Below are 25,368 nucleotides of genomic sequence, written 5' to 3' on the forward strand. Positions count from 1 at the left end.
ACGGCAAGTTTCGGTGAAGTCCATCTTGCGATATAACGTGAGTGTGAAGCGCGGTAGCTATGGATTCGACGCGCCATGGGCCCTTGCCGGACTCTTCTTCGGGGCAGTGGTGCTGCTGGTGCTGGCAGCGGTCTCGTTCGTCTCCGATGTTCCGGCGGCGGCGATCGCGTTCCTGCTCGGCGCGGTCTACACGCTGGCCAGCGCGGCCAGCTACCTCTACACGACCCGCCGGGGGAAGTTCGCCGTCTGGGGCGAGGAGCTCGGCCGGATCGAGGGCGACGAGCAGGTTCTCGACCTCGGCTGCGGGCGCGGGATGGTGCTGCTGCTCGCGGCCCAGCGGCTGCGCGAGGGCCGGGCCACCGGCATCGACCTGTGGCGCGGCGTAGATCAGTCGGGCAACGCCGAGGGCGTCACCAGGGCCAACGCCGAGGCCGAAGGGGTGTCGGATCGGGTCGAGCTGGTCACGGGTGACATGCGTGAGCTGCCGTTCGACGACGGCCGGTTCGACGTGATCGTGTCCAGCCTGGCCATCCACAACATCCCGACCGTGGAAGGACGTGAGCAGGCCGTCAAGGAGGCGCATCGGGTGCTGCGTCCGGGCGGGCTGATGCTGATCGCCGATTTCCAGCACACGCCCCAGTACGAGACCGTGCTGCGTGAGCTCGGCGTGGTCGACGTGCGCAGACGTGACCTGGGGTGGCGGTTCTGGTACGGCGGGCCGTGGTTCAAGTCGGAGATGGTGGAGGCGCGCAAGCCGAGCCCGAACGGCGGCGAGGCACGCACGGTCGGCGCCAAGGCGGTCGCCGCCGGCGAGGCGCCTCCGGCCGGTGACGAGGCGCTCCCAGATGGCGGGCGGCCTCGTGGGCCTCACCAGGACGCGGCGCCTGCGAAAGATGTCGGCGAGGGCGCGTAACCGAGTCGGTCGCGGGCCGCGCTGATGTCCAGGGTGCGCTCGACAGCCAGGTGGCCGACGGCGTAGCGGGTCAGGCGCGGCTGGCGGGTGAGCGTCTCGGAGATCGCCGCCAGGCCGTGGGCGAGCCGTCGGGGCAGATAGAGCGGGGTCGCGTCGATGCCTTTCTCCTGCAGTACGGCACGGAGCGCGTCGTCCAGGACCACCGGCTCGGCGTCGGTGACGTTGTAGGTGCCGAGAGGGCCCGTGACAGCCAGCAGGCAGGCCTGGGCGAGGTTGGCCACCGAGGTCAGGCTGACGCGCTGCCGCCCGTCGCCGACCGCGACCAGCCTGCGGCCCCTGACCGCCCGCAGCACCCGGGGGAGCAGCGTGGTATCGCCGGGACCGTAGACGGCGTGCGGGCGCAGGATCACCGCACGCCCCTCGACCAGCCGCTCGGCGGCCGCCTTGGACGCGCCGTACGCGTTGACGTACCGGCTCACCGGGGCCTCGTGCTCGCGGGCCATGACCGTCGGCCGTCGCGGGTCGTAAACGCTGGCCGTGCTGACGTGCACGAACCGGGCGCGGGGGAAGGCCGTCAGGGCGTTCTGGGTCCCGTCGAGGTTGGCCCGCCAGATCCCGGCCGGCGGGCCCCAGTCGGTGACGCTCCCCGCGCAGTGGATCAGCGCGTCGAGGTCGAGGTCCGGGCGGTCGCGGCCGGTCAGGTCCCAGATGAGGTACGGCACGCCGGGGATCTCCGTGGGCCGGCGCCCGAAGCCGTACACCTGCCAGCCCCTGGCCACGGCCGCCCGGCAGACCGCGCCACCCACGAAACCGGACGCCCCGGTGACCCCGACTCTCATGCGGCCCTGATCAGCAGCCGCTCGTAGGTCGGGATGAGCACGCCCCTGGCGGCCCGTCGCGTCACCACCCTGACCGGGCGGGCGAGCACGACCCGGGCCACCGCGCGGATCTCGGCCAGCGCCAGCGGGTAGCCGATGCAGAAGTGCGGCCCGGCGCCGAACCACAGGCGGCGCAGCTCGGGCGGATGCGGCCGGGACGGATCGAACGGTCCGTACGCGCGGGCGCAGTTGTGCGTGACGATCACCACGCGGTCGCCGGGCCTGGCCAGGACCCCGCCCAGGCGTACGGGCTCGGCGACGGAACGCAGCATCACCGGGGTCGGCGTGGTGACCCGCATCGCCTCCTCGATCGCCAGATCCAGGTCGGCGCCGAAGGCGTCGTGGTCGTGCAGCAACGCGACCAGCCGGGGCACGAACGTGGCGACCGTCTCCGTGCCGGTGAGGAAGAACGCCCCGGCCGCCCCACGGGCCTCCGCCGCCGACAGCCCGAGCTCGCGCATCCGGCCCATCACTGTGGCGGGATCCCCCGCGTCGTAGGCGGCCTGCGCGATGTCGCCGATCCCGTCGAGCACCTCGCGGGCCACCCTGAGCTGGCGGGCGTTCAGGCCCCTGGTGCGCAGCGAGACCATCGACACCACCCGCTCCCCGTCGGCGAACAGCCGCCTGGCCCTGGCCGCCGGCACGTCGCCGAGGCCGACGACCCGGCAGATCACCGCTCCGGCCAGCAGGCGCATCTCGTCCACCAGGTCTACCGTGTCGCCGTTCGCCAGTCGTACGCGGAGGTCGTCCAGTGGGCCGGCGAGCACGTCGGCGACCAGCGTGGCGACGGACGACGGCGTGAACAGCGGGGCCAGCTTGGCGCGGAGTGCCGTGTGCGGGTCGCCCTCCATGTTGAGCAGCACCGACGGGCCGAGCACGGGCGTCCACAGGTCACCAGGCGAGCCGGGGCCGTCCTTCCGGAAGCGGCCGTCCATGAGCACGCGCCGGGCCAGTGCCGCGTCGTTGACCACCACACCAAGGCCCGGCACCCGCACCACCGCGCCCAGCCGGGCCAGCAGGCGCATCAGCGGGTAGGCGAAGGGGTGGGCGGCGAGGTAGAGGCGGGTGTCGTTCACAGGTCCGCCAGCATGACACCAAGGCTGATGCCGCCGCCGAGGCCAAGCAGTGCCACGCGGTCGCCCGCGCGGGCGTGCGCGAGTTGGAGCGGGAGTGTGGCCGATGCGCAGTTGCCGTGGTCGGGCAGCGTGATCACCAGCCGGTCCTCGGGGAGGTCCAGCGCCTGCGACAGGACCTTCAGGTACGGCAACGCCACCTGGTGCACCGCGATCACGGCGAAGTCGTCCCAGGTCAGGCCGGTGCGTTTCAGGGCGTTGAGGAAGAGGTCGGGGCCGATGAGCTCGAACGCCTCCTTCAGCCTGCGGCCGTCGCCACGGAAGTAGGAGTATTCGGGGTCGCGCGGATGCATGGAGCCGCCGCCAGGAAGGGTGCCGATAGCCCACGCCCTACTATCAGCCGAAAAATCGCGATAAAAGATGCCGCGCGTGGGGTCGGCCTCCACGAGCACCGCCGCGCCCGCGTCCGACAGCGTGTACCCCGCGAACGCGTCCACGAACTGCGCCCGATCCCTGACCCGCCAGCGGATCGCCCGCGAGGGCGTCTCGCCCGAGCACACCAGCACCCTGCGGTACGACCCGGAGACGATCAGTCCCTCGGCCACCTGGATCCCGTTGAGCAGGCTGTTACAGGCGTTCTTGACGTCGAACACCGGGCACGACAGGCCGAGCTTGGCGGCCACGATGTGCGCGGTCGCGGGCTCGACCAGGTCCTGCGAGGCCGAGGCGAAGATCAGCAGATCGACGTCGGTCGCCAGCTCCTTGGCGGCCTCGACGGCCAGGTCCGAGGCCTGCTGATCGTCGGAGGCCACATGGCGGCGCCTGATGCCGGTCATCCGCTCGACGATGCCGCGCGGGGGGCGGTAGCCCTGGATGCGTCGCTCGACCTCGTCGCTGGTCAGCGTGCCTGCGGGGAGGTACATGGAAATCCTGGTGATGCGGGCCTTCATCTGCCGAAACCTAGCGGGTCGCCCTTGCAGAACGTTTGCCAGCCGCTCACCGAGGTGCCTATAGGTGATGTGGAGCGGGCCGCATGACGCGCAGCACCTGCGTGCTGTCGGCGAGATAAAGGTGCGGCACGTCCACGAACACCCGCATCGGACCGGTGCCCAGCCCCAGCCGTCCCGCCATCCCGGCCTGGACGTCCGCGAGCGGCAGGTAGTTCAGGTAGCTGGTGAAGGCGTTCTGTGACCGGAACGTCGCGGTCATGACCAGCGCGTCCTCCCTGATCCTGAAGGCCAGCCCGATCAGGCAGGGGACCGAGTCGTAGGGTTCGCCCGGGGTGGTCAGCGAGATCCAGGCGCTCTTGCTGTACGGCTTGGCCCGCAGCAGGTCGGCCGCCCATTGGAGCTGGCCCTTGATCCTGGCGCCGTAGCTGTACTTGAACGGCGGCACGATCGTGTCCTGGCTGAACTTCCTGCGGTACAGCGCCAGCCGGTCCGTGTCGCCGTACCTCTCGATGATGGGGTCGTTCCCACTCGTGACCGCGATCTCGAACAGTACGGACGGCGCCTCGATGACGGGACCTCGGTCATCGTCGGCGAGCGCCCCCGCCGTCCAGACATGGCGCATCAGCCATATCCACGCCTCCCCACACGACGCCCAAAGTGTCGGGCCGGGCATTCAGGTCTCCTGATTCGGGAATTCGTAGGGATTGTGCGGGAGCCGGCGCCGCCTGCTGACGTTGCAGCGCACGTAGTAAACGGAGTAATGGACGAGAGCCACCAGCGTGATACTGCTCAGCAGCATGAGCAGGTTCGGATCCTGCCCGCCGAGGCCGCTGACACCCACGGTCAGGTACGTCGAATTGACGATCGCCAGCATCATCACGTTGATCCCCGGCCAGGCCAGAGGCGCGTACGTCTCGGGAAAGCGCGGATCGACCGGCAGGTTCGGCGACCAGTTGAGCTCGTCCTTGAGCCGGCCCGCGTACAGGAGCCGGAAGTTGTTGATCGCTCTGGCCGTCCTGGCGTGCGCGTTGACCGCCTCGATGAGCCGCAGGAACGGCAGCACGCTGAGCAGGCCGAACGCCGCCACCAGGGCGAACAGGTACCACGGCACCCGGTGCCACTCCGTCAGGTCCTGCGGGTCGACGACCTTCGCGCTGGTGAGCGCGATCGCGGCCAGGAACGGTCCGGACAAGAGGCTCATCGCGAGCCTCGTCATCTTCAGACGTTCTTCCTTGGCGGCCAGGTGGACCGCGTATACGCCGCTGAAGTCGATCGCGGCGAGTTGGAGGAAGTGGTTTGACTCCAGCCTTGACTCCGGAGCCATGCGTGGGGGTGTCTTCCGCATGATCGTGCTCCTGTGGGACCAGCTTCCCCAAGTATGAGCACACCGTTCCCGGATTTGACAGGATTTCTACCAATCATTCCAACAAATCGGTATGGGCAGTCTGCTGATCTTTAAGCGAACTAGATCATTTGGGGAGGCAGCTGATCCAAAGGGCCGGGTAAGCCAGCGGGCGAAACAACGGTGTCATCACCTCTGGGGGATAGACCTTGTACAAGCACGCCATCACCGCTCTAGCGCTGACCGCCTCCGGCCTGCTGCTGGGCGCAGGGCCCGCGGTTGCCGACGACGAGTTCGACAGCAGCGGCTTCACCTTCTTCCCGATCAGTGCGGTCGGGACGGAAGACTTCAAGGCAACGGGCCACTTCTTCTTCGCCGACGCGAACAGCGTCCGCTCCGGCAGTTTCAGCATCAGCCGCTCCAGTGTGAGCAGCATCAGCCGATCCAGCGTGAGCAGCGTCCGCTCGGCCGGCACCCTCGCCGCGCCCTCTGCCTGCCAGGCGGCGACGGCCGTCCGTCCGGCCACCGTCTGTCCTGACGCCTGGACCGCTGCCCGCCCGGAGGCCCTGACGGCCGTCCGCCCAGAGGCCCCGGCTTCTCCCTGCTCCGCCGCCGCCCCGACGATCGTCCGCCCGATCGCCCAGGTCTCCGCCTGCCCGGCGGCCACGGCCGCTGTCCGTCCCTCGGCCACGGCGGTTGTCCGTCCCTCGGCCACAGTGCTTGTCCGTCCTGCGACCACGGTGATGGTCCACTCGACGATTTCGGCGTTTGTCCATCCGACGCTCACGGCGGTCATCAGCCCCACGGTGACAGCGGCTGTCCGTCCCTCGGCAATGGTGGATGTCCGTCCGACGGTGACGGCGGCTGTCCGTCCGACGGTGACGGCGGCTGTCCGTCCGACGGTGACGGCGGCTGTCCGTCCGACGGTGACGGCGGCTGTCAATCCGACGGCCACGGTGGCCGTCCGTCCGACAGCCACGGTCGCTGTCCACCCGACAACCACGGTGGCTGTCCGTCCGAGGGTGACGGCTGTCCGCCCGGCGGTCGCGACCGCTGCCTGCCCGTCCGCTTCGATGGCGTCGGCCCCGACCGCGGCTTGCCCGGCTCTGGCCGCATCGACCGCCGTCCGGCCGGTGGCCCCGGCCGCTGCCTGCCCGTCCGCTTCGATGGCGGCGGCTCCGGTGGCGGCGGCTCCGGCTGCGGCCTGTCCGGTCGAGTCGACCGTTGTCCGCCCGGCCGAGCCGAAGATTGACTGCATCGACCCCACGACCGCCAAGGTCGGCAGCCTCGAACAGCGCACGCCGTCTCAGACCTACACCTGGGGCAGCGGCCGACGAGGGTCCGTCCACGCGCGCGGCGCCTGGAACGTCTGGTGGCAGCGCGGATCCGTCCCCGCCTACGCACACGGATGACGTACGGGAGGTAACAACGGGTTCGGCCCCGTCATCCGCCTGAAGCCTGAAGCCGTCCGCTCGCCGCCATGCGGGCGGACGGCTCGACGGCGTTCGACCCGGCCATCCGGCTATCCTGCTATCCGGTGCACTGCTCCGAATGCCAGCCTGGAGGCGAGCCGAATGGCGGACACGATGCGCGCGGACGGCCGCCGCAACTACGACCGGCTGCTCGACGAGGCCCGCGCCGCGTTCGCCGAGCACGGCACCGACGTCTCCCTGCGCGACGTCGCCCGCCGCGCGGGGGTCGGCATCGGCACGCTGTACCGCCACTTCCCCACCCGCGAGGCGCTCATCGAGGCCGCCATGCGTCACGGCCTCGACGCTCTCTGCGCGCGGGCCGACGAGCTCATCGACACCGAGCCGGCCGGCGAGGCGCTGGCCGCGTGGCTGCTCGCCTTCGCCACCGGCTCGACCCGTTATCAGGGCCTGCCCGCGTCGATCCTGGACGCTCTCGGCGACGAGACCTCCGAGCTGTACCGCTCCTGCCACGCCATGCGCGCCGCCGCCACCCGGCTGCTCCAGCGGGCCCAGCAGGCCGGCCAGGTACGGTCCGACCTCGCCGTCGACGATCTGCTGGCGCTGGTGGTCGGGGTCGCCTGGGCGGGCCAGCACGCCCGTGACGGAGCGGGCCTGACCAGCCGCCTGCTCGGCCTGATCAGAACCGGCATCGAGACCTCCGGCGGTCAGTGAGAACGCCAGGCGGCCAGTAGTTCCTCAGGCCCCCACGACTGGTCTAGCGGAAGGCCGGGCTCGAACCCGGCTCTGGAGACGGCGATGGTCGGCGTGTCGATCGAGACGCCCGGTACGAAGGCGGCGCCGCGGACCAGTTCCTCATGATCGCGCTGATCGAACAGCCGGTTGTCGTACCACTTGATCGATCCGACAAAGTGCACGTCTCTCGCGACCGGACCTCTGTCGCTGCCCACCAGGTCGATCTCCGGATTGTTCTGGCGATTCCACCAGCCGCCGATCTCCTCGGTGTCCGGCCACCGGTCATCCGGCAGCGTTCTGGCCAGGGTCTCGCGGATGATCGGCTCCACGGCGCGTCCTCGCCAGGCCGTCCAGGATCGTTCGATGCGCCGCAAGGCCAGATCCGGGCGACCTCGCTCGCTGTCGGCGATGGCGCGCTGCAGGAACGCCAGCCAGAAGCGCAGATAGTGATCGGATATCCGATATCGCTTGTTCTTGGTGTCCGGCTTGGTGGACAGGGGCAGGTCGGTGGCGATCACTCGCTTGGCCGCCAGACTCGTCAGGATCGGCGCGAGTGTGCCGGGCAGGAGCGGGGTTCCGCCGCCCGTCTTGGTGGCGATGTTGGAAAACGTACGCTCGCCCGTACCTACCGCTTCCAGGACGGCGCGAACGTGCGAGCCCGCGGGAAACTCGCCCAGCATCGAAAGCTCTCCGGCGGCGAGCAGCGGAGACAACGGCGAGTCGAGGCTCGCGCGCAGGAAGTCGACACGTGACAGCCCCGGCTCCCAGGAGCGGACTATTTCCGGGAATCCGCCCGTGATCAGGAGCGCGTCGATGGCGTCGGCCGCCGGCAGTCGCGTCATCTCCGCGACGTCGGCGAGATTCAACGGCTGAACGGTCATCCGGGCGGCTCGTCCGAAGAAAGGCCGGCCGTATTGCTGGAGCGCCTCCATCATCGTCAGATCGCTGCCCACGAGGAGAAGCAGGATGGGTTGGGCGGAGAGGAACCTGTCCCAGACTGTTTGCAGCGCCCCCTCGAACTCGCCGTCCTGCTCGACCAGCCACGGCACTTCGTCGAGCACCACGATGCACGGGGCATCGGCTGCGGCTGTCACCAGCGACTTCAGCGCCTGGTTCCAGTCCTGCGGCTGAGTGTCCTGGACCAACTCCGACATCGGGAGCCCCGCGGACGCCACCTCTCCGATGAAGTCGCTTCGCTCCGCGCCGGGGGCTCGCCCACGAGATGCTTGGAAGACGACGTACGGCAGCCCGGAACGATCGCAGAACTCTTGCGCGAGGCGTGACTTGCCGACCCTGCGGCGCCCGGTCATGATCACCGCTCGACCGCGGGTGGTCAGTTTGCCGTCCAGGACCAGGCGCAACTGTTCGTCGAGCGTCCTGAGGTCGTGGGACCGTCCCGAGAATTCGGCGACCATCCTCGCTCCAAACTATGATCCAATCATACTATGAACGATACATAGCTTACCTTGGAAGCGCATGATGGCGTGGTGATCGGACACATCGGGATCAGCGTCCCCGACCTGACGCGAGCCAAGGCCTACTACGACCAGTTGATGCCGCTCCTGGCCTTCGACGAGTTTCTGAATGGCGCCGACCAGTTCGCCTACCGGCCCGCCGGGGGCAAGCCCGGCACCTTCCTGTTCTTCTATCCGGCGGCCGACGGAACGGCCGGCTACTCCCGCGACCACCCGGGCCTGCAGCACCTGGCGTTCATGGTCGGGAGCCGGTCCGCGGTCCGTGCGGTTCACGAGCGGGTGGTCTCGCTGGGGGATGTGGTCGTGGAGGAGCCGCGCAATTTTCCCGAATATCCGCCGCCCTACTACGCCACTTTCTGGCGGGATCCGTTTGGATTCCTCCTGGAGGCCGTCTGCCACCGTGAGCGCGATTGACTCTCACACGGTGTCAGGTCGTAGACCGGGAAGTCCCAGCGAAGAGGAGATCGTCATGACGTTGGCGGATCGGGTGGACAGTGTCCTGCGGGCGGGTAAGGCGCCGAACCTGCACGGGCTCGTGGTCGTCGAGAACGGGCAGGTCACCCTCGAACGGTACGGCGCGGGCGAGGACTTCAAGCTCAACGAGCCTCTCGGGTACGTCACGTTCGAGCCGGACACGCTGCACGACGTCCGGTCCGTCACCAAGAGCGTCGTCTCGCTCCTGTACGGCATCGCGCTGGCCGAGAAGCTGGTGGCGCCGCCGGAGGAGGGCTTGCTTGCTCAATTCCCGGAATATCCGGACCTGGCCGGAGACCCCCAGCGGGCCCGACTCACCGTCGAGCATGCCCTGACGATGACACTCGGGCTGGAGTGGGACGAGAGCGTGCCGTACACCAGCACCGCCAACAGCGAGATCGCGATGGAGTACGCGCCCGACCGCTGCCGCTTCGTGCTGGAGCGGCCCGTCGTCGAGGAGCCGGGGCTCCGGCGGACGTACTGCGGCGGCGCGACGGCCCTGATCGGGCGGCTCATCACCAAGGGGACCGGCCGGACACTGACCGAGTTCGCCAGGAGCGCGCTGTTCGAGCCGCTGGGCATCGGTGAGTTCGAGTGGGGGCGGGGCGGCGACGGAGCCGAGATGGCGGCGTCGGGGCTGCGGCTGACGCCGCGCGACCTGGCCGCCATCGGCACGCTCCTGCTCGACGGCGGGCGCGGGATCGTGCCGCGGAGCTGGATCGAGGAGCTGTCGCGGCCCCGCGTGCGGATCGACGACAGGTCCGCGTACAGCTACCACTGGTACGTCGGCACCGGTGAGCAGTCCGGGCTCTCCGCGCACGGCAACGGCGGCCAGGTGCTGCACTTGGCACCCGAGCGCGGGCTGGTCGTGGCCATGACCGCAGGAAACTACGACAACTTCGCACAATCCACCTCCGCGGCCGTGCTCGACGCGGTCCTTCAGGAGGCTTGACAGCCTCCAGCTAAAGGCATTAGCTTTCTGGCTATAGACATTAGCCAAGGAGGGCGACATGACCGAGTTCCTGAAGCACGAGGGCGGACAACTCGCGTACGACGTGACGGGCGAGGGCCCGCTGGTCGTGCTGGCGCACGGCATGGGCGACGGCAGGAAGGCGTACCGCTTCCTGATCCCGAAGCTCGTGGCGGCCGGATACCAGGTGGCGAGCCTGGACATCCGCGGCCACGGCGAGTCGAGCATCGGCTGGGACTCCTACACCCGCGTGGACGTCGCGGGTGACATCCTGGCGCTCATCCGCCACCTGGGTGCGGGTCCCGCCGTCGTCGTGGGCCACTCGTTCTCCGGCGGGGCCGCCACTGTCGCGGCGGCCCAGGATCGCAGCCTGGTCAGCGCGGTCGTCGAGGTCGGCCCGTTCACCCGGGCGCAGCAGATCGACCTGAAGGGCATGCGGATCGCCCGCCACCGCAAGGGCATGATGCGGCTCCTCGGCACCGCCGTCCTGCGCAGCGTGGGGCTGTGGAAGAGCTACCTCGACGTCGCCTTCCCCGGCACCAGGCCGGCCGACCACGCCGAGTACATCGCCGCGCTCGAAGCCGACCTGCGCCGGCCGGGCCGGATGGCGGTCGTCGGCAAGATGGGCGGATCCGCGCCCACCGACGCCGGCTCCATGCTCCCGGACCTCCAGGTTCCCGCCCTGGTCGTCATGGGCACCCTCGACCCCGACTGGGCGAGCCCCGAGGCTGAGGCTCAGGGCATCGTCGCGGCCATGCCGGAGGGGCGCGGCAGGATCGCGATGATCGAGGGCGCCGGGCACTACCCGCACGCGCAGTTCCCCGACGAGGTCGCCGGGGCCATGCTGTCCTTCCTCAAGGAGAAGGTCCGTGGCTAGGGCGGCGCTGTCCCCTGACGCGGTCGTCTCGCTCGCGGTGGCCATCGTCGATGAGGAGGGCCCCGCCGCGCTGACCCTGTCGGCGGTGGCGGCGCGGGCGGGTGTGGCCACCCCATCCCTGTACAAGCACGTGCGCAACCTCGCCGAGCTGCGCGAACTCCTGTCCGTGCGGATACTGAACGAGATGGCGGAGCACGTGGGCGCGGCCGTGCTCGGCCGGTCCGGCGACGACGCGCTGCGGGCGCTGATGGAGGCCTGGCGCTCATACGTCACGCGGCATCCCGGACGCTACGCCGCGGTGATCCAGGTCCCGGACCCGGCGACGGCCGAGGCGGGGGCGCGGCTGATCGACATCCTGTTCGCGGCCCTCAGGGCGTACGGACTGGAGGGCTCGGACGCGATCCACGCGGCGCGCTCCCTGCGCGCGGCCGCCCACGGCTTCTCGGTGCTGGAGGCGGCAGGCGCGTTCGGGCTTCCCGAGAAGCTCGACGAAAGCTACGACCTGCTGACCCACATGATCATCTCAGGCCTCCACACCCCCCGTTAGGGGATCAGCACGATCCTGCCCAGCGCGGTGCGGTCTTCGAGGCTGCGATGGGCCTCGGCGGCCGACTCCAGCGGCAGCGTGGCCGCGACGTGCGCCTGGCTGCGCCCGTCGGCCACCCTGGCCAGCATCTCCGGGTAGTGGACGCCGAACACCTCGGCTCCCCACGCGGGCCCGCCGCACCCGACGATGGTCACGCCGCGAGCCCACAGATCGGCGGCGCCCACCGCGGCGGGTTCGCCGCTCAGCGAGCCGTAGCAGAGCATGCGCCCGGAGCCGGGCGTGAGGTGATCGAGCACCGCCTTGGCCGACGCCCCGCCGATCGACTCGAAGACCACGTCCACGTCGGGCAACTCGCCGGGCCAGCCGGGTTCGCGGTGATCGATGACCTCGTCGGCCCCCATCTGCCGGGCTCGCTCCCGCTTCGCCGGGGCGCCCGCGGTGGCGATCACCCGTTCCGCGCCGAACTCCTTGGCATGCCGCAACAGGTACGTCCCGATGGAGCTCGCCCCGGCCTCCACCAGCACGGTCTCCCCGCCCTTGAGCCCGGCCCGGTGCAGCAGCGCCAGCGCGATGGCGCCCGGCGCGGCGGCGGCGACGGCGTCGACCGGCGACACGCCCTCGGGCACCGGGCAGATCATCGACGCGGGCACCGCCGCGTACTCGGCGTAGGAGCCGACCCCGCCCGTCACGCAGGCGATCGTGGTGCCCAGCAGGGCCTCGTCGACTCCGGCCCCGACCTCGGTCACCACGCCGGCCGCCTCGGCGCCGAACACCACGGGCAGCGGCACCGGCAGCGGGAAGGCGCCCGTCCGCATCTGGGTCTCCGCGTAGCTGACCCCGATGGCCTGCGTACGGATGACCAACTGCCCTTCTCCCGCCTTCGGCTCCGGCCAGTCCTCGACCTTGAGCACCTCGGGACCGCCCAGTTCGTGGACAACGATCGCGCGCATGCGACACTCCTTCTAAATGAACCGTTGGTCCAGTTAATATATGGACCGTCGGTCAACTTGTCTATGGGGAACAATGATCTGATGGAACGGCGGGAGCGGGCCGACGCGGCACGCAACAGGCGGGCGATCCTGGAGGCCGCCGAGGCGCTGCTACGCGAGCATCCGCCGGGAGAGGTCTCCGTCGAGCGGGTCGCCGCCGCGGCGGGCGTGGGCAAGGGGACGGTGTTCCACCGGTTCGGCAGCCGGGTCGGGCTCATGCAGGAGCTCATGGCGGAGCGGGCGCGCGCGCTGGAGCAGGACGTCGCGGACGGGCCGCCGCCGCTGGGGCCGGGCGCTCCGGCGGGGGAACGGCTGGTCGCCTTCCTCGACGCGGTGGTCGCGATGGCGGCCGGGAACGCGGGGTTGATGGCCGCGCACGAGCACGCGAGGCTGACCCAGAAGGCCGGGGGCGGGTCGCGGCTGGCCAACCCGATCTACGTGGCGTGGCATGAGCACGTCTCGGCGCTGATCGCCGAGGCGCGGCCGGATCTCGACGCCGAGCTGGCCGGGCACGTCCTGCTCGGCACGCTGCACACGGAGCCGATCAGCGGCCTGCTGCTCGGCGGCGAGTCGGCAAGGGTGGCGGCCACCCTCGGCGACCTGGCCAGGGGCCTGCTCAACGAGGGCGGGCGCCCGCCCAGCGAGGGGGTCGGCCTGCGCGGCGAGGAAGGAGACCCGCTCAGAGAGGGAGGTGGGTGATCGCGGTGTGGAAGGCCGCGACGGCCGCCTTGATCGCGGGATGCTCGCCGTACCCCCTGCGGAAGGCGGCCAGGGTGCGGCGGCTGAGTGGCAGCCCGGTCAGCGTCACCCCGTGCGGCGGCGTGAGCGCGGCCAGGCGTGGCACGAGCGCCACGCCCTGACCGGCGGCGGCGAAGGCGAGCACGGTGTCGAAGTCCTCGATCCGGTGACGGACCTGCGGCTCGAAACCGGCCGCCTGGCAGGCCCGGATCGCCATCGCGTGGCACAGGGTGCCCGGCTTGCCGACGATCCAGGCGTCGTCACGGGCGTCGGCGATCGTGGCGCGATTCGTCAGGTACATCTGCTCCCCGAACAGCGGCTCCGTCTCCAGCGACGCGTCGGTGACCGGTGGCACGAAGTCGTACTCGTGCACGAGCGCGACGTCCACCTCACCCGCCCGCAGCGCGGCCGAGACGTCGGCGGGGTCGATCTCGGAGACCATCGGCCGCAGGCCCGGATGCGCGCGGGACAGCTCGGCGAGCGCGGGCGGCAGCAGCACGCGCGCCGCCGTGGGGAACGCGCCGACCCGCAGCGGCCCCGACGGGCCGCTCCGCACCGCGGCGAGCGCCGCGGACGCCCTTTCCAACTGTTCGAGTACGTCCTGCGCGTGCTCGACGAGCAGGTGGCCGGCGGGCGTCAGCGTCACCGTACGGCCCGTGCGCCGCAGCAGCGCCACGCCCGCCTCCCGCTCCAGGGCGCTGAGCTGCTGGGAGATCGCCGAGGGGGTGAAGCTGAGCGCCTCGGCGACCGCGGCGATGGTGCCGCGCTGGGCGAGTTCGCGCAGGAGGCGGAGCTTGCGAGGGTCGAGCATCAGACAAGCTTAAGCTCAACAGCAGAAATCCGCGCTGGACCTAACGTATCGTTCCGGGTCAGGCTGAAGCATGCTGACAGGACTTCATGTGCCACTGGTCACGCCGTTCACCGAGACGGGCGAGGTGGCCGTCGAGGCGATCGACAAGCTCGCCCGCCACGTTCTCGACCAGGGCGCCGCCGGACTGGTCGCGCTGGGCACGACCGGAGAGGTCGCGGCGCTGACGCCCGCCGAGCGGGCGCGGGTAATCGAGGTCTGCGTCCGGGTCTGCGCGGAACGCGAGGTGCCGCTGACCGTCGGCATCTCCGGCAACGACACGCGCTCGACGGCCGTGGCGCTGAAGGAGCTGCCCGAAGGGGTCTCCGCCGCCCTGGTGACCGTGCCGTACTTCCTGCGGCCCTCGGAGCGCGGTGTCGTCGCGCACTTCGAGGCGCTGGCGGAGGAGACGCCGGTACCGCTGGTGATCTATCACATTCCCTACCGGACCGGGCAGGCCGTGAGTGCGGCGACCCTGCGTCACCTGGGCGGGCACCCGATGATCGCCGGGGTGAAGTACGCGGCCGGCGGGATCGACCAGGACGCCGTGGACCTGCTCGGGGACCTGCCTGAGGGGTTCGAGGTGCTGGGCGGCGACGACCTGTTCATCTCGCCGCTGCTGGCGCTGGGCGCCGCGGGCGGCATCCTGGCCTCGGCGCATCTGGCCACCGACCGGTTCGCCGAGCTGGTCGCGGCGTGGCGCGCGGGTGACGTGGTCAGGGGCCGGGCGCTGGGTCACCGGCTCGCCCGGCTGTCGGCCGCGCTGTTCGCCGAGCCGAACCCGACCGTCATCAAGGGGGTCCTGCACGCCCGGGGCCTCATCCCGACCCCGGACGTGCGCCTGCCGCTGCTCCCCGCGAGCCCGGGGGCCGTCTCACAGGCTGACGTGGTGGCGGTACATCCAGGACAGTGACTCCTGGCTGGCCGTCTTCTTGAGGAAGAACGGCATCATCAGGTCGCGGAACACCCGGCCGACGGGTCCCGCGGCCTTGCTGTTGCTGATCGTCCGCGAGTAGGCCACGACCCGTTCGGCGCGCTCGCGCCGCTCGGCCTCGAACCGCTCGAACGCCTCCCGGTGGTCCGCCGCGTCCCGCAGGCATCTGGCCAGTACGATGGCGTCCTCGATGGCCTGCGAGGCGCCCTGCCCCGCGCTCGGAGAGGTGGCGTGCGCGGCGTCGCCGGTGAGCACCACCCGCCCCTTGTGCCAGGTCCGCAGCGGCGGCAGGTCGTAGACCGGCAGCGCCAGGTCCACCTTGGAGCGGCTGACCAGCTCGGCGGAGAAGTTCGCGTCGTCCTTGAACGCCTCGACCAGCAGCGGCTTCCAGTCCGGCGGTACGTCCCCGAGTTCGCGCGGCAGGTTGGCGAACCACCAGGTCTCCCCGGAGACGGTCACGGTGTAGCCGAAGAACGCGCGCTTGCCGAACACCATGTTGTAGACCCCCGGCTCGCCCGTGAAGTCGCCGTCGCGGACGATCCCGCCGAAGCTGTACAGGCCGCTGTAGCGGGGCGCGGGCGCGCCGGGGTCGAGCAGGGCGCGGGTACGCGAGTGCACGCCGTCGGCGGCGATCAGCACGTCGCCCGTCTCCTCCGTCCCATCCTCGAAGCGGGCGGTCACCTGGTCGCCCGTGTCGTCGAAGGAGACCAGGCGCTTGCCGTACGAGATCGGGATGCCGCGGGAGACGGCCTCGTCGCGGACGATGCGGTAGAGGTCGGAGCGCAGGATCGTGTGGCTCACCGTGCCGTCGTCGAGCGGCAGGCCGTTGGCCACCTCGCCGAGGCGCTTGCCGGAGCCGCTCCACATGACCATGTGCGGGGTGGGGATGCCGGCGGCCATCACCCCGCGGTGCGCGCCCAGCACCCGCAGGGCGTCCAAGCCGTTCGAGGCGACGTTGAGGAACGAGCCGACGCCTTCCGCCTTGTCCTGGTACGCCTCGAAGATCGCGGCGTCGATGCCGGCCGCGCGCAGGGCCATCGCGGTTGCCGGACCACCGATGCCGCAACCTATGATCAGAGCCTTCATGGTGATAACCTTTCGTTCGGTCGAACGAAATATATGCCGGGAAGGAGGACCGTGTCCAGAGATATTTCGGAACACCGAAAGAAATTGCTCGAAGCCCTGTTCGTGGCCGGTCGGGACAACAGCAACGCCGCGGTGATGTTCCACACCGCCATCGGCGAGCGGCTGGGCGTGGGGATGACCGAGGAGAAGGCCCTTGACCTGCTACAACGGCTGGGTCCGCTGACCGCGGGAGAGCTCTCGAAGCACACCGGTCTCGCGCCCGCCTCGGTGAGCGGGCTCATCGACCGGCTGGAGGGCAAGTGGCTGGTGCGCCGCACCCGCGACCCCAAGGACCGGCGGCGGGTGATCGTCGAGGTCAACCACGAGCAGCTGGCCGGGGGCGCCGAGCTCTTCGCTCCGTTCGTGGCCGGGCTGACCGAGCTGTACTCCAGCTACTCGGACGAGCAGCTGGAGTTGATCCTCGACTTCCTCGACCGGGCCACGGCCATCCAGCGCACCTGCACGGCGGAGCTGACCTCGTCGCAGTGACGCGTCAGTCCGCCGCGTTCTGCCTGATGGCCGTGCCGACCTCGCCGACCCGGTCCGCGAGCAGGCCGATGGCGCCCACGGCCCTGGTCATCGGGTCGTCCTCGGCGCCGCCGAGCGCTTCGGCGCGCAGGAAGGCCGCCTTGATGTCGCGCCAGCGGGCCGCCTGCTCGGGGGTGAGGCGGCCGCGGAGCTCGGCGAGCTTGAGCAGGTTGGCCTCCGCGTCGCTGGTCAGGGTCTGGGCCTCGCCGAGGTAGTGGTCGTCGATGACCGCCTCCAGCTCGGCGTCGTTCATGGCGGGCACGATCCGCTCGGCCAGCTTGTTCATGTTCCGGTACGAGCCCTGCAGGCGGAACGGCGGCTCGGTGCGGGCGGCGTCGGACTGCCCGGCCGAGGCGATGTAGGCCTGGTTGTTGGCCAGCACGACCTCCTGCACCCGCACCAGCTTCCGCAGCACGCTGAGGATCTGGTCCAGCTCGGTCTTGGCGTACGGGTGCCGGAGCTGGTCCGGCCGCGCGGTCTGGTCGCCGCGGGCCAGGCGTACCAGCAGCTCGACGTCGGCCCGGTCACGGGCGGAGAGCGGCGCCAGCACCGGGTTGGAGGTGAGCGCGTTGTCGATGTAGCTCAGCGCGAACAGCTCTTCCCTGCCCGACAGCACGTCGCCGAGGTTCCACACGTCGGCGCGGTTGGCCAGCATGTCGGGGATGCGGAAGCGCCGGCCCGACTCGGTGTACGGGTTGCCCGCCATGCACACCGCGAACCGCTTGCCACGTAGGTCGTACGTGCGGGTCCGGCCGTTCCAGACGCCCTCGATGCGGCGCTGGGCGTCACACAGCGAGATGAACTTCTGCAGCAGCTCGGGCGAGGTGTGCTGGATGTCGTCCAGGTACAGCAGCGTGTTGTTGCCGGTCTCCAGGGCGAAGGAGATCTTCTCGACCTCCTGCCTGGCCGTCGCGTCGGGCGCCTCCGCCGGGTCGAGCGAGGTGACGGCGTGGCCGAGCGCCGGGCCGTTCACCTTGACGAAGACCAGGCCGAGGCGGCTGGCGACGTACTCCATCAGCGTCGTCTTGCCGTAGCCGGGCGGCGAGATGAGCAGCAGCAGGCCCATCTGGTCGGTCCGCTTGTCCGCTCCGGCGGCGCCGAGCTGCTTGGCCAGGTTGTCGCCGATCAGCGGCAGGTACACCTCGTCGAGCAGCCTGTTGCGGACGAACGCGCTCATGACCTTGGGCCGGTACTCCTCCAGCCGCAGCCGGGTCCGCTCGGTGGCCACCAGCTCGGTGCGCCGCCTCTGGTAGGCGCGGTAGGCGGGGACGCGTTCGGTGCGGAAGCGGCGGGTCCTGGCCAGGGTCTCGTCCAGCCGCAGTTCCAGCTTGCGGTCGGCGATGCGCGGGTGGGTGCCGAGCAGACCCTCCACAGTGGCGGTCAGCGCGGCGCTGGAGTCGTGCCGGGGCAGGTCGCAGAGCTGTACGGCGATGGACTCGGGCACCTCGGGGCCCGTGCCGAAGGCGCCGATCCAGGCCCGGGCCAGCTCCAGCCGATCGGGCGGCGCCACGGCCTTGATCTCCTCCTCGAACTCGCGTGACCTGGCCGGGCCGAGCGCCTGGTGGAAGCCCTGGAGGAGGCTACGGGCCGCCGCGCTGGTCACGAAGCCGGCGGGCTGGGTGGCGAGCTCCTCGACGAGGTACTCCCCGGCCAGCGCGGCCGTCTCGCCGGGCCCCGGGTGGAACGCGGCGATGTGCGAGCCCAGTTCCGTTGCCAGAGCGGTCAGCTCCGGAGTCGGGCCGAAGACCGTGCGGGCGCGCACCAGCGACACGGCCCTTGTGGCGAATGTTTTACGTGAAACCTCGTCCGTCCCGAACGCCCAGTACAGCTGCGCCGCTGCCCGCGCATCCGGCGGATACCGCAGCAGCCCCGCTCCCTCCCGGAGCCGGAGCAGCGTGTCGAGGATGGCGGTCGCGTCGTGGTCGTGGACGCCGCGCTCGTACCCCTCGTCGTAGCGCTCTTCGGCCGTCTGCCGTACGAGGTCCTGGAGCGGCCCGCCCGGCACCGCCACGTCGAGCAGCGAGGCGGCCAGGTGCTCGGCGCGGTAGACCTCCGGCGTCTCGGAGGCGAGCAGTTGGTCCCAGAACGGCTGGGTATCGGCGAACGAGGCGGGGGCCGGGGACCGGTAGTCGGTGCCGGTGATGGCGAAGTGCATGGCGCCGTCGTGCGGCACCAGCGTGAGGTCGATGGGCTGGGTGTTGACCGCGAACCGGTGCCGGCCCAGGCGCAGCGTCTCGCCGCCGTCCGAGAACAGGTCGAGGCGGTCGCGCAGGGCCCGGCCCGCCTCCTGCTGCGCGGCCTTGACCCTGCCCTCCAGCTCCTCGGCCCGTACGGCGTCGCCGAGCCCGCGCAGCTCGACGGAGACCGAGCGGAGCTTGGCCACCATCGGGTCGGTGGCGAAGAAGGTGTTGACCTCGTCGAGCGAGCCCAGCGACGGCAGCCGTCGGGTGACGCTGCCCAGGATGCGCTCTGCCGAGGCGAAGATCCGGTCGGCCCGGCGGGCCAGCTCGTCCAGCTGCGTCTGCTTGCGGGCCGAGAACGCCTCGTAGACGTCGTCCCGCTTGCCCGCGAGCCGGGCGGCGAAGTCGTCGAACTCGCCGAAACGCGTCTCCAGCGCCTCCAGCCGCAGCATCAGCCTGCCGAGCTGCTCGTCGCACCGCTCCGGCGTGTCCGCCACGGCCAGCGCGCCGGTGATGGCCTGCCCGAGCAGCGCGAACTCGGCCGCGAACGCCGCCCGCCCCTCGGCCCCCAGCAGCTCGCGCCGGCGACCTTCCAGGACGGCCCGCGCCCGATTCACGCCGCCGAGCACTTCGGCGATGCGTTCCAGGATGGAGGTGCGTACGGTGGCGTCGGCGATCTCGAGCGAGCCCACGACCTCGGTGACGACCTCCAGCCCCTCCGACTGGGTGGCCAGGCGTTCCGTGACGGGCTCGGCCTCGGCCACCGTGGTGATCGCGGCGGCCTCGGCGGCCAGCCCCTCCACCGCCTGGTGGTAGCCGGTGAACGCGTCGGCTCCCTGGAGGAACGCCACCGCCCGCTGTCCTGCGGAGACCAGCTCCTCGGCCAGTGATCCGGCCAGCGTGTCGAGCCGGGCGAGGTCCAGGTAGCGGACCTCGCGCAGCGTCACCAGGCGGCCCTGGGCCCGGCGCAACGTGGCCAGCAGCGTCACCCAGGCGTCGGCGGTGGCGGGGGTGTCGCCGCGTGCCTGCCGTACGAGCCGGGTGGTCTCCTCCGCGGCCTCGGCGAGGGTGCGGGCGGCCTGGCGGGTGAGCGCCTCCACGTGCTCGTACTCGTCGAGCACCTGCTCGGCGGTGGCCCGTACGTCGGCGAGCGGGCCGCGCAGGCCCTGCTCGCCGAGCCAGTGGTAGTGGTCGAAGGCCCGCGTGCAGGCGGCGATCAGCGCCTCGAACGTGGCCGCCGACGGCGCCATCTCGCCGATCATGCGGGCCACCGACAGGCAGTCGGAGATGCCGCGCACCAGCTCGGCGTTGCCGATGCGCTCCAGCGGGCCGGTGCCGGTGGGCTGGGCGGCGGCGTAGGTGTCGGAGACGTACGGCGTCTGCCAGACCTGCATGGGGTGGACCCGCGTCGGCTCCTCGGAGGTGGCGCGGAAGACCACCATCGTGCCGTCGTCGAACAGGGAGTAGCCGTGGCAGACGATGGGGTTCGCCACCTCCTTCCTGATGACGTTGTACGGCAGGAGCAGTGAGCGGCCGTCGCCCCTGGCGTGGAAGACGTACAGGACGTCCTCGCCGTTGGGGGAGCGGACCACGCGGTCGAACTCCAGGTCCGTGACATCGGTGTCGAACGTCTTGCTGACCCCGGTGGCCAGGTAGTAGCCACCGGGGAAGATCAGCCCCTGGTCCTCCGGGAGGCGCTGGCACGCCTGGCCGATGCCGTCGAGCCTGGTCACGGCCTTGGTGCGGATGTTGAAGACCAGGTGGCGCCAGCCGGTCTCCTTGTACGGGCGGATCCTGATCAGGATGAGCGGGCCGATGACGGTGTGCTCGACGTCGGCGTCGGCGAGACTCTGGAGGGGTTCGGTGACGGGCTCGGCGTAGATGCCCTCGCCGGTCTCGGTGTTGTTCTCGATCTTGATGGTCAGGTCGCCGCCGACCGTTTCGACGAACACCTCGTCGCGGATGGAGATGTGCGGGTGACGGCCGAGCACGTGGTCGTCCCGGGTGGCCGGGGTCCACACGAAGTCGTGCGAGGGCGGGAAGGCATGGTCCCGCTCCCCCCTGTTGTCCTGATATTTCGTGATTCCTTGGGGGTCGACCGTCCATCTGAAGACCCGGGTGTCGGCCGGGCCGGTCTGGAAGACGGCCAGCAGCTTGCCCTCGACGCGCCTCAGATGGTGGAGCCTGGACTCCTTGTAGTAGCGGTACAGCTCGGCGAAGTCCTTCTGGAACGCCGGATCGTCGAGGGCCGCGAGCCGGTCGGGGTCGAACCTGAAGGCGTCGCCGTCCCTGGTGAAGCGGTGCACGGAGAAGACGTCGGCGACCGTGGTCTCGGGCTTCAGCCCGATGAACACGTTGTAGCCGAACAGCATGACCCCGCCCAGCGAGACGATGTCCCGGGGGACGCAGTTGTTGTCCGTACGGATGCGTTCGGTGCCGAGCAGGCGGAGCTCCGTGCCGCCGAAGACGGTCAGGCGCTCGGCGTTGACCGCCTCGGCCGCTCTGGCCAGGGCCTTGGCCTGCGCTTCCAGCCGGGACTTGAGCACCTCGTAGGTCCCGGCCGCCAGGCCGGTCGCGCCGGGCTCCGCCGTACGGGAGCCCTGGCGCTGTGCGTCGTCGGTCACGCGCGATCAGACCTTCGCGGCGGCGAGCGCGGCCACCGGGGAGTCGGCCACGCCCAGGCGGCGGGCCGTCTCCAGGAGCTCGCCCAGCGGGGCCGAGTCGGGCCCGCCGTTCTGGATGAGCCGCATCAGCAGCGCCGACACGGTCAGGTTCTTCAGGTCCTCGGTGCTCACCCCGCCGACCAGCGCGCTGAGGTCACCCGCGAGACTGGCCGACCCGTTGAGGTACGGCGCGGCCAGCGAGCCCGCGACCTGCGAGTGCTCCACGAACCCGTCCACCACCTTGCCCGCGGTGATCGAGCCCACCACCTTGTCGAAGAACATCGTGTCGCCGCCGACGATGTCGATGTTCGCCTTGGCCAGGCCGGCGGCCAGGACGCTGGCCTGCGACTCCGCCACCTGCCGGGTGACGTCGATCTGCTTGAGGCGTACCTCCGTGTCGGCCTCCAGCCGCAGGCGGTACTCCTCGTGCGCCCGGCTCGCGTCGTCGAGCGCGGCCATCGCGGCCGCCTTCTCGGTCAGACCCTCGGCCTCGGCCTTGAGCTTCTCGCCCACCGCGGTCGCGGCGGCCAGGGCCATCGCCTGCTCGCCTTCGGCCCGTGCCTTGAGCCGGTCGCCCTCGATCGTGGCCATGGACCTGGCGCCCTCCGCCTCGGCCCGCAGCTTCTCGGCCAGGGCCACCGCCTCCGCGCGGCCGACCTTCTCGATCGCCTCCGCGTCGCGCTCCCTGACCTGGACCTGAGCCAGCCCGGCAGCCGCCGACTCGGCCTGTACGCCCTCGGCCAGCCTGATCTTGGCCCGAGTGTCCAGCTCGGCGGCCTGCTGCCTGGACTCGGCGAGCGTCAGCTCCTCGCGGGCCTTGAACTTCGACGCGGTCTCGGCGGCCTCGGCCGCCTTGATGTCCTTGACCAGGTTCTCCTGCGCCTCGGCCTCGGCGGCGATGATCACGACCTGGCGGGTGCGCTCGGCCTCCTCGACCACGCGCAGCCGCTTGATGCTCTCCTCCTGCTCGGCCACCGTCTTGTCGACGGCGATCCGCTCGCGTACCACCTCGGCGATCGACCGCTTCTCGGTCTCGACCTCTTTGTCCTTGGCGATCCGCGACAGCTCGGTCTCCCGCTCGCGGGCGATGACCTCCAGCATGCGGTCCTTCTCGATCCGCTCGGTCTCGATCGCGATCACCCGCTCGCGGTTCTTCTCCGCGACGGCGACCTCGCGGGCCCGGTTCTCGTGCTGGACGCCGAGCTGCTCGTCGGTCTTGATGTTGGCGGACTGCGACTTCAGCCGCTCCTCGGCCGCCACCCGGGCGATCTCCGCCTCCTCACGGGCCTTCATGGTCTCGATCTCCCGATGCTGCTTGATCTCGGCGTCGGCCTGCCGGCGCTGCAGCTCCAGGATCGCCTCGCGGGCGTCCACGTTCTGGCGGGTGATCTCCTTCTCTTCGCTGCGCTGGAACTCGTTGGTCCGTACGTGCTCGATCGCGGTCAGTTCGGTGATCTTGCGGATGCCCTGGGCGTCGAGGATGTTGCTCTTGTCCAGCGCGTTCAGCGAGGTCTGCTCCAGGTAGTCGATGGCCGCGTCCTCCAGGCTGTAGCCGTTGAGGTCGGTGCCGATGAGCCGGACGATCTGGTCGCGGAACTCGTCACGCTTGGTGTACAGATCCACGAAGTCGAGCTGCTTGCCGGCGGTCTTGAGCGCCTCGGAGAACTTCGCGCTGAACAGCTCCTGCAACGTCGACTCGTCGCTGGCCCGTACGGTGCCGATGGCCTGGGCGACCTTGATGACGTCCTCGGCTGTCTTGTTGACGCGTACGAAGAATGTGATCTTGATATCGGCCCTGATGTTGTCCTGGCAGATCAGCCCCTCGCGGCCGGTCCGCTCGATCTCGATGGTCTTCACCGAGATGTCCATGACCTCGGCCTTGTGAAAGACGGGGAGCACGGTGGCTCCGGTGAACGTCACGTCGACCTTGTTGACCTTCGAGATGATCAGCGCCTTGCCCTGCTCGACCTTCCGGAAAAGGCGGCTGATGGCGGCAAGCAGGCCGATCACGATGACCAGCACGACGGCGAGGAATATGCCGAATCCGGTGGAGATGACGTCCATCAGTGCTCGCTTTCGTAAGGCATGACCCAGAAGAATTCGCCGTTGGCGTCGTATTCGAAGATGAGCGCGTTGTCGCCGCGCGCAAGGCGGTCCTGGCCGGTCGTCCTGACCTGGACGACCGCCGAGGAGCCGTCGGGCGCGGTGACTTCGGCCTGGCCGAAGTCGGCGCCCGCGTGGCCGGTCCGGATCACGCACATCCGGCCGACGAAGTCACCGCGTGACGGCCGCCGCGCGTCGGGGAACAGCCGGCGCAGCGGGATGAGCAGGCCCCGCATGCCCAACCAGGCCCCGAGCAGGGCAAGGATGGGTACGGCCAGCAGTGCGACCCCCTGCGCCACCTGGCTGCCGATCAAGGTGAGCAGCCAGGCCAGTGCGATCAGCAGCGACAGCGCGATCCCGGCAGGCACTCCGCCCAGCCCCAGCCAGGGCGCTTCGCCGTCTTCGAAGTCGAAAAGGCCGGATATGACAATGAACCAGTAGCCGGCCACCACGACGAGAAGGAAGGTGAATACGACCGTCGGGAAGCTCAGCGCGACATGTAAGAACTCGGTCATCAGACCCTGGTTACCCCGTCCCCTGCTGTGCCCCCGTCGGACTATATACAGATAAAGCCGGACTAAAGCTGAAAGTTCCCGAACTGCGATATGGCTTGACCTCAAGTGTGGTTGGGGATGCAGGGTCGGCTCTATGACCAACGGAAATTTCATGAAAGCTGCGGCGTTTGCCGAGTTCGGGGGACCTGAGGTGCTTCGCCTGATGTCCCGGCCCATGCCGGAGGCGGGGCCGGGACAGGTCCGGGTGCGGATCAAGGCCGCCGGGGTTCAGCCCTTCGACGCCGCGGTACGTGCCGGGTGGACGCCGCCCGGCTTGACGGACCCGTTGCCGCGGGTCCCCGGCAACGAGTTCGCGGGCGTGGTCGACCAGGTGGGTCCGGATGTGACGCTGGGTGTGGGGGAGGAGGTGCTCGGATTCTCGCTACTGAACAGCTACGCCGAGTACATCGTGGTCCCCGCCACCGACGTGACGCCCAAGCCGCCGGGTGTGCCCTGGGAGGTGGCGGGTGCGCTGACCGCCGCGGTGCAGACCGCCGAGATCGCCATCGACCAGCTGAACCCGGTCGCCGGTGACACGCTCCTCATCCACGGCGCCGCCGGAGCGGTCGGCACGGCCACAGTCCAGATCGCTGTCGGCAGGGGCGCCACCGTCATCGGGACCGCTCGCGAGGAGAACCACGCCTACCTGCGCGACCTCGGCGCGATCCCGGTCGTGTACGGGGAGGGCCTCGCCTCCCGCGTACGGGCGCTCGCGCCGGGCGGGGTGGACCTGGCCCTCGACGGAGCGGGTGGCGCGGCGCTGGACGTCTCGCTGGAGCTGGTTCAGGACCCTGGTCGCGTGCTCACGCTGGTCGAGCATGGCAAGGCGGCCGGGTTGGGGGTCATGACCACACGGGGTGTCCGTACGGCTGAGCGTCTCGGCCGGTATGCCGCGCTTTATGCGAAGGGGGAGCTGAAGTTCCTGATCCGGCGGACGTACCGGCTGGAGGATGCGGCGGACGCGCACCGCGAGATCGAGACGGGCCATGGTCGCGGCAAGCTTGCCCTCCTCATCTGACCGCACACCGGTGTTGATCGGCAGC

Annotated in this window: 23 protein-coding genes; 10 read left to right on the forward strand and 13 right to left on the reverse strand. The window is 70.3% G+C overall.

The window, feature by feature from the left end; genetic code table 11:
- The first annotated feature begins 43 nt into the window (after positions 1–43).
- Entirely contained in the window at positions 44–913 is an 870-nt protein-coding gene (locus tag ACGFNP_RS10485) for a class I SAM-dependent methyltransferase (RefSeq protein ID WP_358340920.1), read from the forward strand.
- On the opposite strand, the gene ACGFNP_RS10490 is transcribed toward ACGFNP_RS10485, so the two are convergent.
- From ACGFNP_RS10490 to ACGFNP_RS10515, 6 genes are all read right to left on the reverse strand, one after another.
- On the reverse strand, positions 868–1,752 hold the full coding sequence (locus ACGFNP_RS10490; RefSeq protein ID WP_393317014.1) for an NAD-dependent epimerase/dehydratase family protein: 885 nt from the start codon (positions 1,750–1,752) through the stop codon (positions 868–870). The two genes, ACGFNP_RS10485 and ACGFNP_RS10490, sit on opposite strands and share 46 nt — an antisense overlap.
- Positions 1,749–2,867 carry a cytochrome P450 gene (locus ACGFNP_RS10495; protein ID WP_393317017.1) on the reverse strand — a complete coding sequence of 373 codons (1,119 nt, stop codon included), beginning with the start codon at positions 2,865–2,867 and terminating at the stop codon, positions 1,749–1,751. Before ACGFNP_RS10495 ends, ACGFNP_RS10490 begins: the two co-directional genes overlap by 4 nt.
- Positions 2,864–3,814 carry a 3-oxoacyl-ACP synthase III family protein gene (locus ACGFNP_RS10500; protein ID WP_393317020.1) on the reverse strand — a complete coding sequence of 317 codons (951 nt, stop codon included), beginning with the start codon at positions 3,812–3,814 and terminating at the stop codon, positions 2,864–2,866. The genes ACGFNP_RS10495 and ACGFNP_RS10500 overlap by 4 nt, the downstream gene beginning before the upstream one ends.
- A gap of 58 nt (positions 3,815–3,872) precedes the next feature.
- Positions 3,873–4,436 (reverse strand): hypothetical protein, encoded by a 564-nt coding sequence (locus ACGFNP_RS10505; RefSeq protein WP_393317023.1) that lies wholly within the window; start codon positions 4,434–4,436, stop codon positions 3,873–3,875.
- Positions 4,437–4,487: 51 nt separating this feature from the next.
- Positions 4,488–5,159, reverse strand: coding sequence for a hypothetical protein (locus tag ACGFNP_RS10510; protein WP_358340927.1), 672 nt, complete (start codon positions 5,157–5,159; stop codon positions 4,488–4,490).
- 124 nt (positions 5,160–5,283) lie between these two features.
- On the reverse strand, positions 5,284–6,432 hold the full coding sequence (locus tag ACGFNP_RS10515; RefSeq protein ID WP_393317026.1) for a hypothetical protein: 1,149 nt from the start codon (positions 6,430–6,432) through the stop codon (positions 5,284–5,286).
- A gap of 298 nt (positions 6,433–6,730) precedes the next feature.
- Here ACGFNP_RS10515 and ACGFNP_RS10520 point away from each other — a divergent pair, with 298 nt between their 5' ends.
- The gene (locus ACGFNP_RS10520) at positions 6,731–7,300 is read left to right on the forward strand and encodes a TetR/AcrR family transcriptional regulator (protein WP_393317029.1); all 570 of its coding nucleotides are present in this window, start codon (positions 6,731–6,733) and stop codon (positions 7,298–7,300) included.
- Here the strand turns inward: ACGFNP_RS10520 and ACGFNP_RS10525 are convergent.
- Positions 7,294–8,736: an ATP-binding protein gene (locus ACGFNP_RS10525; protein WP_393317032.1), complete on the reverse strand. Its 1,443-nt coding sequence runs from the start codon at positions 8,734–8,736 to the stop codon at positions 7,294–7,296. The two genes, ACGFNP_RS10520 and ACGFNP_RS10525, sit on opposite strands and share 7 nt — an antisense overlap.
- A gap of 72 nt (positions 8,737–8,808) precedes the next feature.
- Between ACGFNP_RS10525 and ACGFNP_RS10530 the strand changes: the two genes are divergently transcribed.
- Genes ACGFNP_RS10530 through ACGFNP_RS10545 form a run of 4 tightly spaced genes read left to right on the forward strand, consistent with a single transcriptional unit; the run spans position 8,809 to position 11,664 of the window.
- A complete protein-coding gene (locus ACGFNP_RS10530; RefSeq protein ID WP_358340933.1) occupies positions 8,809–9,210 on the forward strand; it encodes a VOC family protein in 402 nt (133 codons plus the stop codon).
- 55 nt (positions 9,211–9,265) lie between these two features.
- Complete coding sequence (locus ACGFNP_RS10535; RefSeq protein WP_358340935.1) at positions 9,266–10,222, forward strand: serine hydrolase domain-containing protein; 957 nt, start codon at positions 9,266–9,268, stop codon at positions 10,220–10,222.
- Positions 10,223–10,280: 58 nt separating this feature from the next.
- Positions 10,281–11,117 carry an alpha/beta fold hydrolase gene (locus tag ACGFNP_RS10540; RefSeq protein WP_393317036.1) on the forward strand — a complete coding sequence of 279 codons (837 nt, stop codon included), beginning with the start codon at positions 10,281–10,283 and terminating at the stop codon, positions 11,115–11,117.
- Positions 11,110–11,664 carry a TetR/AcrR family transcriptional regulator gene (locus ACGFNP_RS10545; RefSeq protein WP_393317039.1) on the forward strand — a complete coding sequence of 185 codons (555 nt, stop codon included), beginning with the start codon at positions 11,110–11,112 and terminating at the stop codon, positions 11,662–11,664. The genes ACGFNP_RS10540 and ACGFNP_RS10545 overlap by 8 nt, the downstream gene beginning before the upstream one ends.
- On the opposite strand, the gene ACGFNP_RS10550 is transcribed toward ACGFNP_RS10545, so the two are convergent.
- On the reverse strand, positions 11,661–12,614 hold the full coding sequence (locus tag ACGFNP_RS10550; RefSeq protein ID WP_393317042.1) for a zinc-binding alcohol dehydrogenase family protein: 954 nt from the start codon (positions 12,612–12,614) through the stop codon (positions 11,661–11,663). The genes ACGFNP_RS10545 and ACGFNP_RS10550 overlap by 4 nt on opposite strands.
- A gap of 81 nt (positions 12,615–12,695) precedes the next feature.
- Between ACGFNP_RS10550 and ACGFNP_RS10555 the strand changes: the two genes are divergently transcribed.
- Positions 12,696–13,352 (forward strand): TetR/AcrR family transcriptional regulator, encoded by a 657-nt coding sequence (locus ACGFNP_RS10555; protein WP_393317045.1) that lies wholly within the window; start codon positions 12,696–12,698, stop codon positions 13,350–13,352.
- Here ACGFNP_RS10555 and ACGFNP_RS10560 read toward each other — a convergent pair.
- A complete protein-coding gene (locus ACGFNP_RS10560; protein WP_358340944.1) occupies positions 13,333–14,202 on the reverse strand; it encodes a LysR substrate-binding domain-containing protein in 870 nt (289 codons plus the stop codon). The genes ACGFNP_RS10555 and ACGFNP_RS10560 overlap by 20 nt on opposite strands.
- Before the next feature lie 70 nt (positions 14,203–14,272).
- Between ACGFNP_RS10560 and dapA the strand changes: the two genes are divergently transcribed.
- Positions 14,273–15,151 (forward strand): 4-hydroxy-tetrahydrodipicolinate synthase, encoded by an 879-nt coding sequence (gene dapA / locus ACGFNP_RS10565; protein WP_393317048.1) that lies wholly within the window; start codon positions 14,273–14,275, stop codon positions 15,149–15,151.
- On the opposite strand, the gene ACGFNP_RS10570 is transcribed toward dapA, so the two are convergent.
- Entirely contained in the window at positions 15,113–16,258 is a 1,146-nt protein-coding gene (locus ACGFNP_RS10570; protein WP_393317051.1) for an FAD-dependent monooxygenase, read from the reverse strand. The two genes, dapA and ACGFNP_RS10570, sit on opposite strands and share 39 nt — an antisense overlap.
- Positions 16,259–16,309: 51 nt before the next feature.
- Here ACGFNP_RS10570 and ACGFNP_RS10575 point away from each other — a divergent pair, with 51 nt between their 5' ends.
- Positions 16,310–16,786: a MarR family winged helix-turn-helix transcriptional regulator gene (locus ACGFNP_RS10575; protein ID WP_393317054.1), complete on the forward strand. Its 477-nt coding sequence runs from the start codon at positions 16,310–16,312 to the stop codon at positions 16,784–16,786.
- A gap of 4 nt (positions 16,787–16,790) precedes the next feature.
- On the opposite strand, the gene ACGFNP_RS10580 is transcribed toward ACGFNP_RS10575, so the two are convergent.
- Genes ACGFNP_RS10580 through ACGFNP_RS10590 form a run of 3 tightly spaced genes read right to left on the reverse strand, consistent with a single transcriptional unit; the run spans position 16,791 to position 24,286 of the window.
- Positions 16,791–21,629, reverse strand: a complete 4,839-nt coding sequence (locus ACGFNP_RS10580) for a DNA repair ATPase (protein WP_393317057.1) — start codon at positions 21,627–21,629, stop codon at positions 16,791–16,793.
- Positions 21,630–21,635: 6 nt separating this feature from the next.
- Positions 21,636–23,732 carry an SPFH domain-containing protein gene (locus ACGFNP_RS10585; RefSeq protein ID WP_358340953.1) on the reverse strand — a complete coding sequence of 699 codons (2,097 nt, stop codon included), beginning with the start codon at positions 23,730–23,732 and terminating at the stop codon, positions 21,636–21,638.
- Positions 23,732–24,286: a hypothetical protein gene (locus ACGFNP_RS10590; RefSeq protein WP_358340955.1), complete on the reverse strand. Its 555-nt coding sequence runs from the start codon at positions 24,284–24,286 to the stop codon at positions 23,732–23,734. The genes ACGFNP_RS10585 and ACGFNP_RS10590 overlap by 1 nt, the downstream gene beginning before the upstream one ends.
- Before the next feature lie 202 nt (positions 24,287–24,488).
- Between ACGFNP_RS10590 and ACGFNP_RS10595 the strand changes: the two genes are divergently transcribed.
- Positions 24,489–25,343 carry an NADP-dependent oxidoreductase gene (locus ACGFNP_RS10595; RefSeq protein WP_393317062.1) on the forward strand — a complete coding sequence of 285 codons (855 nt, stop codon included), beginning with the start codon at positions 24,489–24,491 and terminating at the stop codon, positions 25,341–25,343.
- Positions 25,344–25,368: the final 25 nt, after the last annotated feature.

It is taken from the genome of Nonomuraea sp. NPDC049269, assembly GCF_043197155.1.
Lineage (GTDB): Bacteria > Actinomycetota > Actinomycetes > Streptosporangiales > Streptosporangiaceae > Nonomuraea.

What these genes read in the sequence shown, in the direction of transcription:
- ACGFNP_RS10490 (WP_393317014.1), bottom strand. Translation starts at nt 1,752, where the DNA reads ATGAGAGTCGGGGTCACCGGGGCGTCCGGTTTCGTGGGTGGCGCGGTC.
- ACGFNP_RS10500 (WP_393317020.1), bottom strand. Translation starts at nt 3,814, where the DNA reads ATGAAGGCCCGCATCACCAGGATTTCCATGTACCTCCCCGCAGGCACG.
- ACGFNP_RS10505 (WP_393317023.1), bottom strand. Translation starts at nt 4,436, where the DNA reads ATGCGCCATGTCTGGACGGCGGGGGCGCTCGCCGACGATGACCGAGGT.
- ACGFNP_RS10510 (WP_358340927.1), bottom strand. Translation starts at nt 5,159, where the DNA reads ATGCGGAAGACACCCCCACGCATGGCTCCGGAGTCAAGGCTGGAGTCA.
- ACGFNP_RS10520 (WP_393317029.1), top strand. Translation starts at nt 6,731, where the DNA reads ATGGCGGACACGATGCGCGCGGACGGCCGCCGCAACTACGACCGGCTG.
- ACGFNP_RS10525 (WP_393317032.1), bottom strand. Translation starts at nt 8,736, where the DNA reads ATGGTCGCCGAATTCTCGGGACGGTCCCACGACCTCAGGACGCTCGAC.
- ACGFNP_RS10535 (WP_358340935.1), top strand. Translation starts at nt 9,266, where the DNA reads ATGACGTTGGCGGATCGGGTGGACAGTGTCCTGCGGGCGGGTAAGGCG.
- ACGFNP_RS10540 (WP_393317036.1), top strand. Translation starts at nt 10,281, where the DNA reads ATGACCGAGTTCCTGAAGCACGAGGGCGGACAACTCGCGTACGACGTG.
- ACGFNP_RS10550 (WP_393317042.1), bottom strand. Translation starts at nt 12,614, where the DNA reads ATGCGCGCGATCGTTGTCCACGAACTGGGCGGTCCCGAGGTGCTCAAG.
- ACGFNP_RS10555 (WP_393317045.1), top strand. Translation starts at nt 12,696, where the DNA reads ATGGAACGGCGGGAGCGGGCCGACGCGGCACGCAACAGGCGGGCGATC.
- ACGFNP_RS10560 (WP_358340944.1), bottom strand. Translation starts at nt 14,202, where the DNA reads ATGCTCGACCCTCGCAAGCTCCGCCTCCTGCGCGAACTCGCCCAGCGC.
- dapA (WP_393317048.1), top strand. Translation starts at nt 14,273, where the DNA reads ATGCTGACAGGACTTCATGTGCCACTGGTCACGCCGTTCACCGAGACG.
- ACGFNP_RS10570 (WP_393317051.1), bottom strand. Translation starts at nt 16,258, where the DNA reads ATGAAGGCTCTGATCATAGGTTGCGGCATCGGTGGTCCGGCAACCGCG.
- ACGFNP_RS10585 (WP_358340953.1), bottom strand. Translation starts at nt 23,732, where the DNA reads ATGGACGTCATCTCCACCGGATTCGGCATATTCCTCGCCGTCGTGCTG.
- ACGFNP_RS10590 (WP_358340955.1), bottom strand. Translation starts at nt 24,286, where the DNA reads ATGACCGAGTTCTTACATGTCGCGCTGAGCTTCCCGACGGTCGTATTC.
- ACGFNP_RS10595 (WP_393317062.1), top strand. Translation starts at nt 24,489, where the DNA reads ATGTCCCGGCCCATGCCGGAGGCGGGGCCGGGACAGGTCCGGGTGCGG.